This is a genomic window from Micromonospora sp. NPDC049900, from assembly GCF_044461025.1.
Classification (GTDB): Bacteria; Actinomycetota; Actinomycetes; order Mycobacteriales; family Micromonosporaceae; genus Micromonospora.
On record NZ_JBITKM010000002.1, the window covers coordinates 112,260 to 128,043 of the forward strand.

Annotated in this window: 11 protein-coding genes; 9 read left to right on the forward strand and 2 right to left on the reverse strand. The window is 71.0% G+C overall.

Annotated features, from left to right (window positions below; genetic code table 11):
* Window positions 1–11 precede the first annotated feature (11 nt).
* The 4 genes from trmB to ACIBMZ_RS05100 all read left to right on the forward strand — a co-directional run bounded on the left by trmB (window position 12) and on the right by ACIBMZ_RS05100 (window position 5,698).
* Window positions 12–722, forward strand: coding sequence for a tRNA (guanosine(46)-N7)-methyltransferase TrmB (trmB, locus tag ACIBMZ_RS05085; RefSeq protein WP_396691225.1), 711 nt, complete (start codon window positions 12–14; stop codon window positions 720–722).
* A gap of 179 nt (window positions 723–901) precedes the next feature.
* Window positions 902–3,406: a DEAD/DEAH box helicase gene (locus ACIBMZ_RS05090; RefSeq protein WP_396691227.1), complete on the forward strand. Its 2,505-nt coding sequence runs from the start codon at window positions 902–904 to the stop codon at window positions 3,404–3,406.
* A gap of 127 nt (window positions 3,407–3,533) precedes the next feature.
* Window positions 3,534–5,012 carry an O-antigen ligase family protein gene (locus tag ACIBMZ_RS05095; RefSeq protein WP_396691229.1) on the forward strand — a complete coding sequence of 493 codons (1,479 nt, stop codon included), beginning with the start codon at window positions 3,534–3,536 and terminating at the stop codon, window positions 5,010–5,012.
* Window positions 5,013–5,053: 41 nt separating this feature from the next.
* Window positions 5,054–5,698: a hypothetical protein gene (locus tag ACIBMZ_RS05100; protein WP_396691230.1), complete on the forward strand. Its 645-nt coding sequence runs from the start codon at window positions 5,054–5,056 to the stop codon at window positions 5,696–5,698.
* Window positions 5,699–5,998: 300 nt separating this feature from the next.
* Here ACIBMZ_RS05100 and ACIBMZ_RS05105 read toward each other — a convergent pair whose 3' ends face one another.
* On the reverse strand, window positions 5,999–6,376 hold the full coding sequence (locus ACIBMZ_RS05105; RefSeq protein ID WP_396691232.1) for a cytidine deaminase: 378 nt from the start codon (window positions 6,374–6,376) through the stop codon (window positions 5,999–6,001).
* A gap of 217 nt (window positions 6,377–6,593) precedes the next feature.
* Between ACIBMZ_RS05105 and hrpA the strand changes: the two genes are divergently transcribed.
* Window positions 6,594–10,574: an ATP-dependent RNA helicase HrpA gene (gene hrpA / locus ACIBMZ_RS05110; RefSeq protein WP_396691234.1), complete on the forward strand. Its 3,981-nt coding sequence runs from the start codon at window positions 6,594–6,596 to the stop codon at window positions 10,572–10,574.
* On the opposite strand, the gene ACIBMZ_RS05115 is transcribed toward hrpA, so the two are convergent.
* Window positions 10,571–11,503, reverse strand: coding sequence for a LysR family transcriptional regulator (locus ACIBMZ_RS05115; RefSeq protein ID WP_396691236.1), 933 nt, complete (start codon window positions 11,501–11,503; stop codon window positions 10,571–10,573). The two genes, hrpA and ACIBMZ_RS05115, sit on opposite strands and share 4 nt — an antisense overlap.
* Window positions 11,504–11,580: 77 nt before the next feature.
* On the opposite strand from ACIBMZ_RS05115, the gene ACIBMZ_RS05120 reads away from it, so the two are divergent.
* From ACIBMZ_RS05120 to ACIBMZ_RS05135, 4 genes are all read left to right on the forward strand, one after another.
* Window positions 11,581–12,273, forward strand: a complete 693-nt coding sequence (locus ACIBMZ_RS05120) for a succinate dehydrogenase cytochrome b subunit (RefSeq protein ID WP_396691238.1) — start codon at window positions 11,581–11,583, stop codon at window positions 12,271–12,273.
* 2 nt (window positions 12,274–12,275) lie between these two features.
* Entirely contained in the window at window positions 12,276–14,213 is a 1,938-nt protein-coding gene (locus tag ACIBMZ_RS05125; protein WP_396691239.1) for a fumarate reductase/succinate dehydrogenase flavoprotein subunit, read from the forward strand.
* Window positions 14,210–14,971, forward strand: coding sequence for a succinate dehydrogenase/fumarate reductase iron-sulfur subunit (locus ACIBMZ_RS05130; protein ID WP_396691241.1), 762 nt, complete (start codon window positions 14,210–14,212; stop codon window positions 14,969–14,971). The genes ACIBMZ_RS05125 and ACIBMZ_RS05130 overlap by 4 nt, the downstream gene beginning before the upstream one ends.
* Before the next feature lie 495 nt (window positions 14,972–15,466).
* Complete coding sequence (locus tag ACIBMZ_RS05135) at window positions 15,467–15,646, forward strand: hypothetical protein (protein WP_396691243.1); 180 nt, start codon at window positions 15,467–15,469, stop codon at window positions 15,644–15,646.
* Window positions 15,647–15,784: the final 138 nt, after the last annotated feature.

Genomic DNA, 15,784 nt, shown 5'->3' on the forward strand with positions numbered 1-15,784 from the left:
CTCGGTTCGCTGTGACCTCCACCGACCCGCTTCCCACCGTGTCCGCGCCGCCCCACCCGGCGCGGCCGATCCGCACCTTCCACCCGCGTGGCGGCCGGATGAGCGACCGTCAGACGGCGGCGTTGACGCACCTGTGGCCGATGTACGCCCTGCGGGTGGCCGATGTCGACCGACTCGACCCGGTCGACCTCTTCGGCCGGCGGGCACCGCTGGTGGTCGAGATCGGGTCCGGCATGGGCGACACGACCGCCGAGATGGCCGCCGCCGACCCGGATCGAGACTATCTGGCGGTCGAGGTGCACACGCCGGGAATCGCGAACCTCCTGGACCTCGTGCACCAGCGCGAGCTGGGCAATCTCCGGATCGCCGAGGGTGACGCGCTGGACCTGGTACGCCTGTTGCCGCCCGACTCCCTCGACGCGGTGCACGTGTTCTTCCCGGATCCGTGGCCCAAGTCGCGGCACCACAAGCGGCGACTGATCCAGCCGGCGCACGTGGCGCTGCTGCGGTCCCGGCTGGCGCCGGGCGGCACGTTGCACTGCGCGACCGACTGGGCGGAGTACGCGGCGTCGATGCGGCTCACGCTGGACGCCGACCCCGGCCTGGTCAACCTCTACGACGGGGTCGCGCCCCGGCCGGAGCACCGGCCGGTCACCCGGTTCGAACGGCGGGCGCTGCGGGCGGGACGGCCGATCGCCGACCTGATGTACCGCCGCCGCTGAAGCGCTGCGCTCTCAGGCTGTGCCGCGCGGGCTCCCAGATGTAAGGAGGGGTCCCCTGCTAACGCCTGGTGTATAGCAGGGGACCCCTCCTTACATCCGAACCCACGGCCCGGCGGCGGGCGGCGGGCGGCATCCCCGGTTGGCGTTGGTGGGGCGGCGACAGGCACGATGGACCGGCCATGACTCTCACCGCCGCGCTGCCCAAGACCGCCGACCCCGACACCCTCTACGACGCGTTCGCCGGCTGGGCGTCCGAGCGCGGCCTGGACCTCTATCCCCACCAGGAGGAGGCGGTCATCGAGATCGTCTCCGGCGCGAACGTGATCATGAATACGCCGACCGGCTCCGGCAAGAGCCTGGTGGCGATCGCCGCGCACTTCGCCGCGCTGGCCGACGACCGGACGACGTTCTACACCGCGCCGATCAAGGCCCTGGTGTCGGAGAAGTTCTTCGCGCTCTGCGAGGTGTTCGGCGCGGAGAACGTCGGGATGCTGACCGGTGACGCGAGCGTCAACGCCGACGCGCCGATCATCTGCTGCACGGCGGAGATCCTGGCCAACCTGGCGCTGCGCGAGGGCAGCCGCGCCGACGTCGGCCAGGTCGTGATGGACGAGTTCCACTTCTACGCCGAGCCCGACCGGGGCTGGGCCTGGCAGGTCCCGCTGATCGAGCTGCCGCAGGCGCAGTTCGTGCTGATGTCGGCCACGTTGGGCGACACCACCCGGTTCGTGGACGACCTGACCCGGCGTACCGGCCGGGCGACGGCCGTCGTCCGCTCGGCCGAGCGGCCGGTCCCGCTGCTCTTCTCGTACGCGATGACGCCGCTGCACGAGACGCTCGAAGAGTTGCTGCAGACCAAGCAGGCCCCGGTGTACGTCGTGCACTTCACCCAGGCCGCCGCGTTGGAGCGCGCACAGGCGCTGATGAGCGTCAACGTCTGCACCCGCGCCGAGAAGGACATGATCGCCCAGGCCATCGGCGGCTTCCGGTTCACCTCCGGCTTCGGCAAGACGCTGTCCCGCCTGGTCCGTCACGGCATCGGCGTGCACCACGCCGGCATGCTGCCCAAGTACCGCCGGCTGGTGGAGACGCTCGCCCAGGCAGGTCTACTCAAGGTCATCTGCGGTACGGACACCCTCGGCGTCGGCATCAACGTGCCGATCCGCACCGTGCTGTTCACCGGCCTGTCCAAGTACGACGGCGTACGGACCCGGCTGCTCAAGGCGCGCGAGTTCCACCAGATCGCCGGCCGGGCCGGTCGGGCCGGTTTCGACACCCTCGGTCGGGTGGTCGTGCAGGCGCCCGAGCACGTGATCGAGAACGAGAAGGCGCTCGCCAAGGCCGGTGACGACCCGAAGAAGCGGCGCAAGGTGGTCAAGAAGAAGCCGCCGGAGGGCTCCATCGGCTGGGGCCAGCCCACCTTCGACCGCCTGGTGTCGGCCGAGCCGGAGCCGCTGACCTCCAGCTTCCAGGTCAGCCACTCGATGCTGCTCAACGTCATCGGCCGTCCCGGCGACGCGTTCGCCGCGATGCGGCACCTGCTCACCGACAACCACGAGGACGCGGCGGCGCAGCGCCGGCACATCCGCCGGGCGATCGCCATCTATCGCGCGCTGCGGGCCGGTGGTGTGGTCGAGGAACTGCCCGAGCCGGACGAGACCGGGCGGCGGGTCCGGCTCACCGTCGACCTCCAACTGGACTTCGCGCTCAACCAGCCGCTGTCGCCCCTCGCCCTGGCCACCATCGAGTTGCTGGACACCGACTCCCCGTCGTATGCGCTGGACGTGCTGTCGGTGATCGAGTCGATCCTCGACGACCCTCGCCAGGTGCTGTCCGCGCAGCAGTTCAAGGCCCGTGGTGAGGCGGTCGCCGCGATGAAGGCCGAGGGCATCGAGTACGAGGCCCGCATCGAACTGCTCGACGAGGTGACCTGGCCGAAGCCGCTGGCCGAGCTGCTCGACAACGCGTACGAGATGTACCGGCAGGGGCATCCGTGGGTGGCCGACCACCAGCTCTCCCCCAAGTCCGTGGTCCGGGACATGTACGAGCGGGCGATGACGTTCACCGAGTTCGTGCAGTTCTACGGGCTGTCCCGGTCCGAGGGGCTGGTGCTGCGCTACCTCGCGGACGCGTACAAGACGCTGCGCCAGACGGTGCCCGAGGAGGCCAAGACCGAGGAACTCGTCGACCTGATCGAGTGGCTCGGCGAGTTGGTCCGGCAGGTCGACTCCAGCCTGATCGACGAGTGGGAGCGGCTGCGCAACCCGGGCGACCTGCCCGACGTCGCCGCCGCCCTGGACGATCGACCGGCCGCGGTGACCCGCAACGCGCGGGCGTTCCGGGTGCTGGTGCGCAACGCCCTGTTCCGGCGGGTGGAACTGGCGGCGTTGCGGCACTGGGACGCCCTCGGCGAGCTGGACGCCGAATCCGGGTTCAACGCCGACGCCTGGGCGGACGCGCTGGAGCCGTACTTCGAGGCGTACCCGGAGATCGGCACCGGGCCGGACGCCCGTGGCCCCGCGTTGCTCATGATCGAGCAGGGTCGGGAACGCTGGAGCGTCCGGCAGATCCTCGACGACCCGGACGGCGACCACGACTGGGGCATCAGCGCCGAGGTCGACCTGGCCGCCTCCGACGAGGCCGGGGCGGCGGTGGTCCGCGTCACCGACGTCGGCCAGCTCTAGGCGTCTCCCGGTCACCCGACCAACCGGACCTCGGCGGCGCGACGCGCCGAGCGGGCCGGGCTTCGCCGTACCCGCAGATCGGCGGCACAAAATGGGGCGTTCCTTGACAGTGGGGGTCGACGCTCACATGCCATCACATAGACGACGCATCCTTCCCGGGCAGCGCTCCGCAGACGGCGCCGTCGTGGTGCTCGTGGCGGCGTCGTTCGGCCCGTACGTGGTGTCCGGCGTCCGTACCGAGCAGCTCGCCGTCTGCGCCGTCGCGGTGCTCGCGTTCCTGGCCCGTGCCCGACGCCTGCCGACCACCCCCGGGCCGGTCGTGGCGCTCGCCGCCCTGCTCGTCGCCTATCCGACGGTCGCCGCCGTGGCGTCGATCGGCGACGCCCACCTCCCCACCGGGATGCGCACGGTCGGCTTCTGGGCCGGGCTGGACAACCTGCTCCTGCCGGCGATCGTCCTGACCGCCGGCTACCTGATCGTCTCCGGTGACGTCGACCGGCTGCGACTGCTGCGGTTCGCCGCCGGGACGCTCGTCACGATCCTCGCCGCCAACGCGATCCTGGCGTACGCGATGCTGATGGACCCCGGCGCGTACGACCACATCCTCAGCGCCTGGTGGAGTGGCGACACCGGCACGGTGACGACCGCCGAGCGAGCCGCCACGATGGGCCGCTACTCGGGCGTGTTCAACCAACCGGCCGAGGCCGGTGTCATGTACAGCCTCGGGCTGGTCGCCGCCGTGTTCCTGCTGCGTCGCCGGCCCGTCCCGCTCGCCACCGCCGGGGTCCTGCTCACCATCGGCGGGCTCCTCACCGCGTCCAAGATCTTCCTGCTGGTCGGGCTGCCGGTGGCGATCTGGCAGACCTGGGCCGGCTCGCCGTGGCGTACCCGGGTCGGCGCGGCGCTGGCCGTCAGCGGCGTCCTGGCCGTCTTCGATCACCAGGCGCGGCGGCCCGACTCGCCGATCGGCGGCATGCTCCTCGACGCGTGGCTCACCCCGGGTGAGCAGTCCGGCAGCCTCCTGTCGCTGTACTCGGCCCGCCGCTTCGGCGAGAACTCGACGCTCGCCGACGCCGCCGGGATCGTGTTCACCCACTCGCCGTGGACCGGCTTCGGCATGGACGGGCTGCGCATCGCCTACGACTCGGCATGGGTGGAGGCGTTGGTGATGGCCGGCGTCCTCGGCGTGGTGGCGCAGACCGCGATCCTGGCCATGCTGGTCGTGCTCTGGTGGCGGTCCCGCCGCCGGACCGACCGCGCCGTGGTGCGGTTCGGCGCCGGGCTGCTGGTCGTGGTCGTCGTCGGGTCGCTGGGACTGCCCACCACCACGGTCAACCGGGTGGCGACGGTGGTGTGGCTGCTGGTGGCGCTGCTGCTCGTGACCCGGCCGGCCGCCCCCGCACCCATGCCGCTCCCGGTGGCGGCGGTGCCGCAGCGGACAGCCGCGCCGACCCGGCGGACGACGCCCGAGCCCCGCCGACCGAAGGCGCCGACCGACCCGTTCGCGCCGACCCGGACAGGGTTGCGGACCTGGCCGATCCGGACCCGTCAGCGCAGTCCGATCGGCCCCTTATCTCCTCTGGGCGATGTCAGACCCGTCGATTAGAATATATGTACTAATCGAGTTCCTGACCTGGGAGGATGCTCGTGACAGCGCCCACCTCCGCCCCCCTCACGCCGTACGCCACCCTCCTCGGCTTCACCCGGTACGTCGGCCGTACCGGGCCCACCAAGGCCAGCTTCGTCGGCGGCCTGCGTCGGCAGCGGGCCAGCCGCTCGGGGTTCAACCCGCACGGCCAGTTCGTCAAGGCGCTCAAGGCCGACATCGCCTTCCACACCGGCGGCACCCACCTGACCCAGGTGGTCGACGTGGTCAAGCCCCGCTGGCGACCGCTCTACCAGGCCCTGACGCCCGGCGCGACCGCCTGGCTGCACTCGCTCGGCGAGCCGGCCACCGTCGACCTGGCGCAGACCCGCGACGCCCTGGCCATGCTCGGCGACCTACCCATCAAGATCAACCCCCACTTCGGCATCCGGTACGCCGACGGCCGTGCCGAAGCGGTCCGCCTGCACTTCGACGAGGCGCCGCCCAGCGAGGAGGCGACCCTGGCCGCCCTGCACCTGACCGCCCGCCACATGGACGCCGTCCTGCCGCACGCCGAGCCGGTCCTGGTCGACGTGCGCCGCGGCACCACCCATCGGATGCCCGACAGCGCCAAGTCCGACGAGATCGAACGCTGGCTGGCCGGGGAGGCCGCCGCCTTCCGCGCCATCTGGTCCGCCGCCGCCTGACGCCCCTCTCCCCCGCACGTCCGTAACCGGTCATCCCGTCGTCGGTCGGCTCTGTCGTTCTCCTCCGACCTCGGTGGTGGTCCGGTGCCAGCCGGTGCCGGACCACCCGCCCGCCGAGCGCACCGCCTGTCGGCACAGCTCGGCCCGGCCGGCGACGCGATCGAGAGCACGCCCGACGCGACACCGATGCACAATCCGCGCACCTTCAGCGATGTGCTGTCTCAGGCTCCCTTGGAGGCAGCAGTATCACTGAGGTTGCGCGGATCATGAGGACGGGCGCACCGCGCGAGGCCAGGTGGGTTACCCGGGCGTGGTGGGTGGCTCGGTCACCTGGTTCACCTGGGGGTCCTCGACCGTGCCGGTGATCACGCGGAGCGCCGGGAACTGGTCGGCCAGCAGCCGCCGGCACGGGTCGCAGGGGGCCACCAGGATCCGACCGCGATCGCCCACGGTGACGATCGTCTCCAGTTCGCCCGCGTGCTGGGTCGCCGCGGTGCCCACCACGACCACCTCGGCGCAGGCACCCCCGGTGGGGTGCACGACGTTCACGCCGGAGACTATCCGTCCGTCGACGGTGCGGGCCGCCGCCGCAAGGGTGTGGGCGGCGCTGCGGCAGCGCAGCTTGGCCACGGCGCTGGCGGCCTGCACCAGCGCCCGGTCGGTGTCACGCATCGTCATCGGCGTTCCCGTGCTCGCTCCGGCTCGGCGGTCAACGATAGACCGCCGCTCTGCTCACACCCACGCGGTGCAGGCGCGCACGGTGTTAGGAGGGGACCCTTCCTATGCCTGAGGCGTTAGCAGGGGACCCTTCCTTACATCCGGGCATCCGGTTCCTCACGCACCGGGGGTAACCAGGAGGCGGGTCGGCGGCGCGCTGCCTATCCTTGGCCACGACATGCAGAATCCAGCCACCACCGCCGCGACCGATCCCGTTCGCGAGGTGCACCGTCGCCTCTCCCCGTTGATGTTCCGCGACCAGCGTCGGCTGCGTCGGCGGCTGGACGGGTTGCGGAAGGTACGCGATCCGCAGCGTCGGGAGGCGACGCTCGCCGAGATCGTGGTCGAGGTGGCCGAGGCGGAGGCGCGGCTGGCGGCCCGACGGGCGGCGGTGCCGGCGGTGACGTACCCGGCGCAGTTGCCGGTCAGCGAGCGGGCGGCCGACATCGCGGCGGCGATCCGGGACCACCAGGTGGTGATCGTGGCCGGGGAGACCGGCTCGGGCAAGACCACCCAGTTGCCGAAGATCTGCCTGGAGTTGGGCCGTGGGGTGCACGGGCTGATCGGGCACACCCAGCCGAGGCGGTTGGCGGCGCGTACGGTCGCGGACCGGATCGCCGAGGAGTTGGGTACCCAGCTCGGTGACGTGGTCGGCTACAAGGTGCGTTTCACCGATCAGGTGGGCGAGAACAGCCTGGTCAAGCTGATGACCGACGGCATCCTGCTGGCCGAGTTGCAGACCGACCGGATGCTGCGCCAGTACGACACGCTGATCATCGACGAGGCGCACGAGCGTAGCCTCAACATCGACTTCATTCTCGGCTACCTCCGGCAGCTCCTGCCCCGCCGCCCGGACCTGAAGGTGATCATCACCTCGGCGACCATCGAGACCGACCGGTTCGCCCGGCACTTCGCCGGGCCGCCCACCGCCGAGCATCCGGACGGGGTGCCGGCGCCCGTGGTCGAGGTGTCCGGTCGGACGTACCCGGTCGAAGTGCGGTACCGCCCGCTGGTCGAGGTCGACGAGGACGCCGACGACACGGACGAGGAGAACGTCCGCGACCAGGTCCAGGCCATCGGCGACGCGGTGCAGGAGTTGGCCGCCGAGGGGCCCGGCGACGTCCTGGTGTTCCTCAGCGGCGAGCGGGAGATCCGGGACACCGCCGACGCGCTGGGCAGGCTCGTGGAGAACCGGCCGGCGCTGCGCCACACCGAGATCCTGCCGCTGTACGCCCGACTCAGCGTCGCCGAGCAGCACCGTGTCTTCGCCCCGCACGGTGGGCGGCGGGTGGTGCTGGCCACCAACGTGGCGGAGACCTCGCTGACCGTCCCGGGCATCAAGTACGTGGTGGACCCGGGGACCGCGCGGATCTCCCGCTACTCGCAGCGGCTCAAGGTGCAGCGGCTGCCGATCGAGCCGGTCTCGCAGGCCAGCGCCAACCAGCGCAAGGGCCGCTGTGGGCGTACCTCGGACGGTATCTGCATCCGGCTCTACGACGAGCAGGACTTCCTGGCCCGGCCCGAGTTCACCGACCCGGAGATCCTGCGGACCAACCTGGCCTCGGTCATCCTCCAGATGACCGCGATCGGGCTGGGCGACATCGCCGCTTTCCCGTTCATCGACCCACCGGACCGGCGCAACATCGCCGACGGCGTCAACCTGCTGCACGAGTTGGGTGCCCTCGACCCGACGGAGACCGATCCGGCCCGCCGGCTGACCGCGCTGGGGCGGCGGCTCGCCCAGCTTCCGGTCGACCCCCGGCTGGCCCGGATGGTGTTGGAGGGCGAGCGCAACGGGTGTGCCGTCGAGGTGATGGTGATCGCCGCCGCGCTGTCGATCCAGGATCCGCGGGAACGTCCGGCCGACCGGCAGGCCCAGGCGGACCAGGCGCATGCCCGGTTCGCCGACAAGGAATCGGACTTCGTCGCGTACCTCAATCTCTGGCGTCACCTGCGCGAGCAGCAACGGGCCCTGTCGTCGAGCGCGTTCCGCCGGATGTGCAAGGCCGAGTACCTCAACTACCTGCGGGTTCGCGAGTGGCAGGACATCGTCAGCCAGTTGCGCCAGGTGTTGCGTACGCCGAACGCGGACCTGCCGGAGGAGATCGACACTCCCCGGGTGCACCAGTCGCTGCTGCCCGGTCTGTTGTCCCACGTCGGCCTGAAGGACGCCCAGAAGCACGAGTACCTGGGTGCCCGGGGAGCCAAGTTCGGGCTGTTCCCGGGGTCGGCGCTGTTCCGCAAGCCGCCGCGCTGGGTGATGGCCGCCGAGCTGGTGGAGACGTCCCGGCTGTGGGGGCGGGTGAACGGGCGGATCGAACCGGAGTGGGTCGAGCCGCTCGCCCAGCACCTGGTGAAGCGCAGTTACAGCGAGCCGCACTGGGAGAAGAAGCAGGCGGCGGTGATGGCGTACGAGAAGGTGACGCTCTACGGCGTACCGCTGGTCACGTCTCGGAAGATCACCTTCGGCCGGATCGACCCGACGCTGAGTCGGGAGCTGTTCATCCGGCACGCGCTGGTCGAGGGCGACTGGTCCACCCACCACCAGTTCTGGCGGGACAACCAGCGGCTGCTGGCCGAGGTGGAGGAGTTGGAGAACCGGGCTCGGCGGCGGGACATCCTGGTCGACGACGAGACGATCTTCCAGTTTTACGACGAGCGGATCCCCGCCGACGTGGTCTCCGGACGGCACTTCGACAGGTGGTGGAAGACGGCCCGCCGGGAGCGGCCGGACCTGCTCACCTTCACCCGCGAGCTGCTGGTCAACGCCGGTCGGGGCGGGGTGGACGAGGCCGACTTCCCGGACTCGTGGAGTGCCGACGGGGTCAGCCTGCCGGTGACGTACACCTTCGAGCCGGGCACGCCGACCGACGGGGTGACGGTGGACATCCCGTTGCCGCTGCTCAACCAGGTGCCGGCGGAGAGCTTCGACTGGCAGGTGCCGGGGCTGCGCGAGGAGCTGGTGATCGCGCTGATCCGGTCGCTGCCGAAGCCGGTCCGCCGCAACTTCGTGCCGGTGCCGGACTTCGCGCGCGCCGCACTGGCCGCGATCACCCCCGGCGAGGAGCCGCTGCTGGACGCGCTGACCCGGCAGTTGCGCCGGATGACCGGGGTGACGGTCCCTCGCGACGCCTGGGACCTGAGCCGGTTGCCGGCGCACCTGCGGGTCACGTTCCGGGTGCTCGGCGAGGACGACAAGCCGGTCGCCGAGGGCAAGGACCTGCCGTCCCTGCAACGTCGGCTCACGGCGGAGGTACGCCAGGTGGTGGCCGCCGCCGCGCCGGACGTGGCGCGTACCGGGCTGACCGGCTGGGAGATCGGCACCCTGCCGCGCACCATCGAGCAGGTCCGGGCCGGGTACGCGGTGACCGCGTACCCGGCGCTGGTGGACGAGGGCGCCACGGTGGGCGTACGCGTCGTCGACTCCGCCGGTGAGCAGGAGGCCGCGCACTGGGCCGGCACCCGGCGGCTGCTGCGGCTGACCGTGCCGTCGCCGGCGAAGTTCCTCCAGGGGCGGCTGTCCAACGAGGCGAAGCTGGCGCTGTCCCGCAACCCGCACGGCGGGGTGCAGGCGTTGATCGAGGACGCGGCCGGGGCGGCGATCGACAAGCTGGTCGCCGACGCCGGTGGACCGGCCTGGGACGCCGAGGGTTTCGCCGCGCTGCGGGACACCGTGCGGGCCGGGCTGGTGGACACCGTGGTGGAGGTGATGGATCGGGTCCGGGCGGTGCTCGGCGCGGCGTACGCGGTGCAGCAGCGACTCGGCGCGACGAGGAACCTGGCCGTGGTGGCCGCCCTGGCCGACATCCGCGCCCAGCTCACCCGGCTGGTGCACGCCGGATTCATCACCGAGGCCGGGTACGCCCGCCTGCCCGACCTGCTGCGCTACCTGACCGCGATCGAGCGACGGATGGACCGGTTGGCGGCCAACCCGCAGCGGGACAAGCAGCAACAGGACCGGGTCGCGGTGGTCCAACGGGAGTACGACGAGATGGTCGCGGCGCTGCCGGCTGCCCGTCGGAACTCGGCCGCGGTGCGGCAGATCCGCTGGATGATCGAGGAGTTGCGGGTGAACGTCTTCGCCCAGGCGCTGGGCACCCCGTACCCGGTCTCCGAGCAGCGCATCTACCGTGCCATGGACGACGCGGAGAGCGGCTAGGTCAGGGGTTCCACGCCGGGTGGGAGCTGCGCGCCGGCGGTGGCGGTCTGCACGTACTCCAGCAGGATGCGGCGCAGTTCGCGGCCGGCGTGGGTCGGCACCACGTCGCGGCGGCGGGCCACCGCGATGGTGCGGCGGACCCCGGGGGGCGCCAGTCGGGTGACCCGGATGCCGGGCCGCCGGGCCACCACGATGCCGGGGACCAGCGCGACGCCCAGCCCGGCCTCGACGAAGCTGAGGACCGCGTCCATCTCGCCGCCGTCGACGGAGAGCGTCGGCTCGAACCCGGCGGCGCGGCACGCCTGGAGGGTGGCGTCGCGCAGGTCGTAGCCTTCGCGGAACATCACCAGCGGCTGGTCGCGCAGGTCGGTGATGCGCAGGTCGCCGCCGGTCGAGGCGGTCGGCAGCGGGTCGACCGAGGCGACCACCAGGCTCTCCCGCAGGATCGGGTCGGCACGCAGCCCGGGGTCGGTGCCCTGGGCCGGCATGATGATCAGCGCCAGGTCGAGGTCGCCGCGGAGCAGGTCCCGGACCAGGTCCTGCGAGCCGCCCTCCTCCACCCGCAGGTCGATGGTGGGATGCGCGTCGCGGAACAGCCGCAGCACCGGCGGGGCCAACGAGGTGGCCAGGCTGGGGGTGGCGCCGAGGCGTACCCGGCCGCGCCGCAGGCCGACCAGTTCCTGCACCTCCCGGGTGGCGGTGTCGACGTCGGCCAGGATCCGCTTGGCCAGCGGCAGCAGCACCTCCCCGGCGGCGGTGAGGGCGATGTTCCCCCTTACCCGCTCGAACAGCGGGGCACCGAGGCTGTCCTCCAGGGCGTGAATTTGCTTACTCAACGAGGGCTGAGTTATGCCGACGATGTCGGCCGCCTGGGTGAAATGTCGTACTTCTGCCACCGCTACGAAGTACTTCAGCTGATGGAGCTGCATCTACATAGCTTATGGCTATCAAGACTGCGGTGTCGATGCATTGGACGACTGATCAAAGTACTCCTAGCGTCGGGCTCGTGGTAGTCACGACGAGAACGCGGTCGCCCATCCGATCCAATGTCGGACTGAAGGCGGTCATGGCGGTGACGGGCATCTTCCTGGTGCTCTTCCTCATCGCGCACATGCTGGGCAATCTCAAGGTCTTCGCGGGCGACGCGTCGTTCAACGACTACGCGCACTGGCTGCGCGACATCGGCGGACCGGTGCTGCCGCACGTCTGGTTCCTCTGGATCATGCGGATCGGCCTGCTGGTCTCGGTGCTCGGCCACATCTGGGCGGCCACCGTCCTCGCGCTGCGCGCCCGCGCCGCCCGCCCGGTGCGCTACGCCCACCGCAAGAAGGTCCGGGGCAGCTACGCCGCCCGCACCATGCGCTGGGGCGGCGTGATCATCCTGCTCTTCGTGATCTACCACATCCTCGACCTCACCACCGGCACGCTGAACCCGGTCGGTGACCCGTCCCGGCCGTACGCCAACGTGGTGGCCGACTTCGCGCCGTCGCGCTGGTACGTCACGCTCTTCTACACGCTGGCGATCGTCGCGCTCGGCTTCCACCTGCGGCACGGCATCTTCAGCGCGCTGCGCAGCCTCGGGCAGCAGACGCCCCGGGGCGAGCAGCGGGCCCGCCTGGTGGCGCTGACCTTCGCCGTCGTCCTCTGCGCCGGCTACCTCCTGGTCCCGTTCGCCGTACTCACCGGATTGGTGTCCTGACCATGGATCTGTTCACCGAGGGCGACCCGATCGCCGACACCCGGGCTCCCGACGGGCCAATCGAGACCCGGTGGGAACGCCGCCGTTTCGAGGCCAAGCTGGTCAACCCGGCCAACCGGCGCAAGATGACCGTGATCGTGGTCGGCACCGGCCTGGCCGGCGGAGCCGCCGCCGCCACGCTGGGCGAGCAGGGCTACCGGGTCAAGTCGTACTGCTACCAGGACAGCCCGCGCCGGGCCCACTCGATCGCCGCGCAGGGCGGCATCAACGCCGCCAAGAACTACCGCAACGACGGTGACTCGGTGCACCGGCTGTTCTACGACACCGTCAAGGGCGGCGACTTCCGCTCCCGGGAGTCGAACGTGCACCGGCTGGCCGAGATGTCGGTGAACATCATCGACCAGTGCGTCGCCCAGGGCGTCCCGTTCGCCCGCGAGTACGGCGGCCTGCTGGACACCCGGTCCTTCGGTGGCGCGCAGGTCCAGCGCACCTTCTACGCCCGGGGCCAGACGGGTCAGCAGTTGCTGCTCGGCGCGTACCAGGCGCTGGAGCGGCAGATCGGCCTCGGCAACGTGGAGATGAACGCCCGGCACGAGATGCTGGAGCTGATCATCATCGACGGCAAGGCGCGCGGCATCGTCGTCCGGGACATGGTCACCGGCGAGATCAGCACCGAGTTCGCCGACGCCGTGGTGCTCGCCTCCGGCGGCTACGGCAACGTCTTCTACCTCTCCACCAACGCCAAGGGCTGCAACGTCACCGCCACCTGGCGGGCGCACCGCAAGGGCGCGTACTTCGCCAACCCCTGCTACACCCAGATCCACCCGACCTGCATCCCGGTCTCCGGCGACCACCAGTCGAAGCTGACCCTGATGAGCGAGTCGCTGCGCAACGACGGCCGGGTGTGGGTACCGAAGACCAAGGGCGACGACCGCAACCCGCGGGACATCCCGGAGGACGAGCGCGACTACTACCTGGAGCGGATCTACCCCTCCTTCGGCAACCTGGTGCCGCGCGACATCGCCTCCCGGGCCGCGAAGTACGTCTGTGACGAGGGCCGTGGCGTGGGCCCCACGAAGCTCGGCGTCTACCTGGACTTCTCCGACGCCATCGGGCGTCTCGGCCGCAAGGCCATCGAGGCCAAGTACGGCAACCTCTTCGAGATGTACGAGCGGATCACCGGCGAGGACCCGTACGAGGTCCCGATGCGCATCTACCCCGCCGTGCACTACACGATGGGCGGCCTCTGGGTCGACTACGACCTCCAGTCCACCATCCCCGGCCTGTTCGTGATCGGCGAGGCGAACTTCTCCGACCACGGCGCGAACCGGCTCGGCGCCTCGGCGCTGATGCAGGGGCTCGCCGACGGCTACTTCGTGCTGCCGAACACGGTCGCCAACTACCTGGCCGCCGGCCCGTTCGAGCAGGTCGACGGCAGCCACCCGGCGGCCGTCGAGGCGCGGCGCGACGTCGAGGACCGGATCCAGCGGCTACTCGCGATCGACGGCGACCGCACGGTGGACTCGTTCCACCGTGAGCTGGGCCAGATCATGTGGGAGCACTGCGGCATGGAGCGCTCCGAGGCCGGGCTGCGCAAGGCGATCGACGAGATCCGGGCGCTGCGCGACCAGTTCTGGCAGCGGGTCCGGGTGCCCGGCGACGGCGAGGGGCTGAACCAGTCGCTGGAGAAGGCCGGCCGCGTCGCCGACTTCTTCGAGCTGGCCGAGCTGATGTGCATCGACGCCCTGCACCGGGAGGAGTCCTGCGGCGGTCACTTCCGTGCCGAGCACCAGACTCCCGACGGCGAGGCCCAGCGCGACGACGAGCACTTCGCGTACGTCGCCGCCTGGGAGTTCACCGCCACCGGGCAGCCGTCGGTGCTGCACAAGGAAGACCTGAACTTCGAATACGTCCACCCCACGCAGCGGAGCTACAAGTGAACCTGACCCTGCGCATCTGGCGTCAGTCCAGCCCCCAGGACAAGGGGCGGATGGTCACCTACCAGGTCGAGGACGTCTCCCCGGACATGTCCTTCCTGGAGATGCTCGACGTCCTCAACGAGCGACTCATCCTCTCCGGCGAGGAACCGGTCGCCTTCGACCACGACTGCCGCGAGGGCATCTGCGGCATGTGCGGCCTGATGATCAACGGTGACGCGCACGGGCCGCAGCGCGGCACCACCGCCTGCCAGCTCCACATGCGACAGTTCTCCGACGGCGAGACCATCGACATCGAGCCGTGGCGGGCCCGGGCCTTCCCGGTCATCAAGGACCTGGTGGTCAACCGCAACTCGTTCGACAACATCATCGCCGCCGGTGGGTACATCACCGCCCCCACCGGCAGCGCGCCGGAGGCCCACTCGGTCCCGGTGGCGAAGGCCGACGCCGACGCCGCCTTCGAGTCGGCCGCCTGCATCGGCTGCGGCGCCTGCGTGGCCGCCTGCCCGAACGGCTCCGGCATGCTCTTCACCGCTGCCAAGGTCACCCAGCTCTCGCTGCTCCCCCAGGGCCAGCCGGAGCGGTACACCCGGGTGATCGGCATGGTCGACGCGCACGACGAGGCCGGCTTCGGCGGCTGCACCAACGCGGGCGAGTGCACCGTGGTCTGCCCGAAGGGCATCCCGCTGACCACCATCGGCCGCCTGAACCGCGACTACCTGGCCGCCACCGCCAAGCGGAACGACACCCCCGGCACCTGACCCCCAACACCTGAACCGCGCGCGAAACGGCCGCCCCACCCACCCCCCTCCCCCCTCCCCCTCCCCACCCACCCCCGGGCGCGGTGATCAAGGAGTTTGCGTCACGCGACCGCAGCGTCAGCGACCAGAACTCCTTGATCACGCAGGCCGGGGAGGGAGGTGGGGGGGGAAGGTGCGGCGCTGGTGGCTATGGCTCGGTGCCTGGCGGACAAGTGGAGTACCTGCTGACTTCGGCCCGATCAACGGTGCCGGAGCACGGCGTGGACGGGCTCTGGCTGCATCTGTCCGACATCCTGCGGACCGCCTGGCGGGCCGTCCGGTCCGCGGACACGCCGCCCGGCCGCACGCTGGCCGTCTTCGGCCTCGGCCCGGTGGGGCAGGCTGGTGGTGCTCAAGACCGCGGTGAAGGCCGTCCCCGCGCGGCGGCACCGTCTCCATCTCCGGGGTGTACAACGGCGAGGTCGACCCGCTGCCGCTGAGGGCATCCAGTTGCGGATGGGCCAGTGTCACGTACGCCGGTGGGTCGACGAGATCGTCCCGCTGCTCACCGACGAGGACCCGCTCGGTGTCTCGGACCTGCTCACCCACCGGCTGCCGCTGGACCGGGCCCCGCTGGCGTACCAGATGTTCCAGCGCAAGGAGGACGGCTACGTCAAGGTGGTCCTCAACCCGTGAGCGCGCGCCGGTGTGCGTCCGTCGGCCTAAGGTGTCCATGACGGGAACGGGAGTGGACCATTCGCGAACCGGTTGCACCGCGCAGCGACCCGAGCCGGATCGCGGCACGGGTCCGAGCGGCGTACCGGCGGGAGCGCG

Excerpts from the sequence above, each read along its gene's own strand:
- ACIBMZ_RS05090 (WP_396691227.1), top strand. The coding sequence starts at position 902 with ATGACTCTCACCGCCGCGCTGCCCAAGACCGCCGACCCCGACACCCTC.
- ACIBMZ_RS05095 (WP_396691229.1), top strand. The coding sequence starts at position 3,534 with ATGCCATCACATAGACGACGCATCCTTCCCGGGCAGCGCTCCGCAGAC.
- ACIBMZ_RS05105 (WP_396691232.1), bottom strand. The coding sequence starts at position 6,376 with ATGACGATGCGTGACACCGACCGGGCGCTGGTGCAGGCCGCCAGCGCC.
- hrpA (WP_396691234.1), top strand. The coding sequence starts at position 6,594 with ATGCAGAATCCAGCCACCACCGCCGCGACCGATCCCGTTCGCGAGGTG.
- ACIBMZ_RS05115 (WP_396691236.1), bottom strand. The coding sequence starts at position 11,503 with ATGCAGCTCCATCAGCTGAAGTACTTCGTAGCGGTGGCAGAAGTACGA.
- ACIBMZ_RS05125 (WP_396691239.1), top strand. The coding sequence starts at position 12,276 with ATGGATCTGTTCACCGAGGGCGACCCGATCGCCGACACCCGGGCTCCC.
- ACIBMZ_RS05135 (WP_396691243.1), top strand. The coding sequence starts at position 15,467 with ATGGGCCAGTGTCACGTACGCCGGTGGGTCGACGAGATCGTCCCGCTG.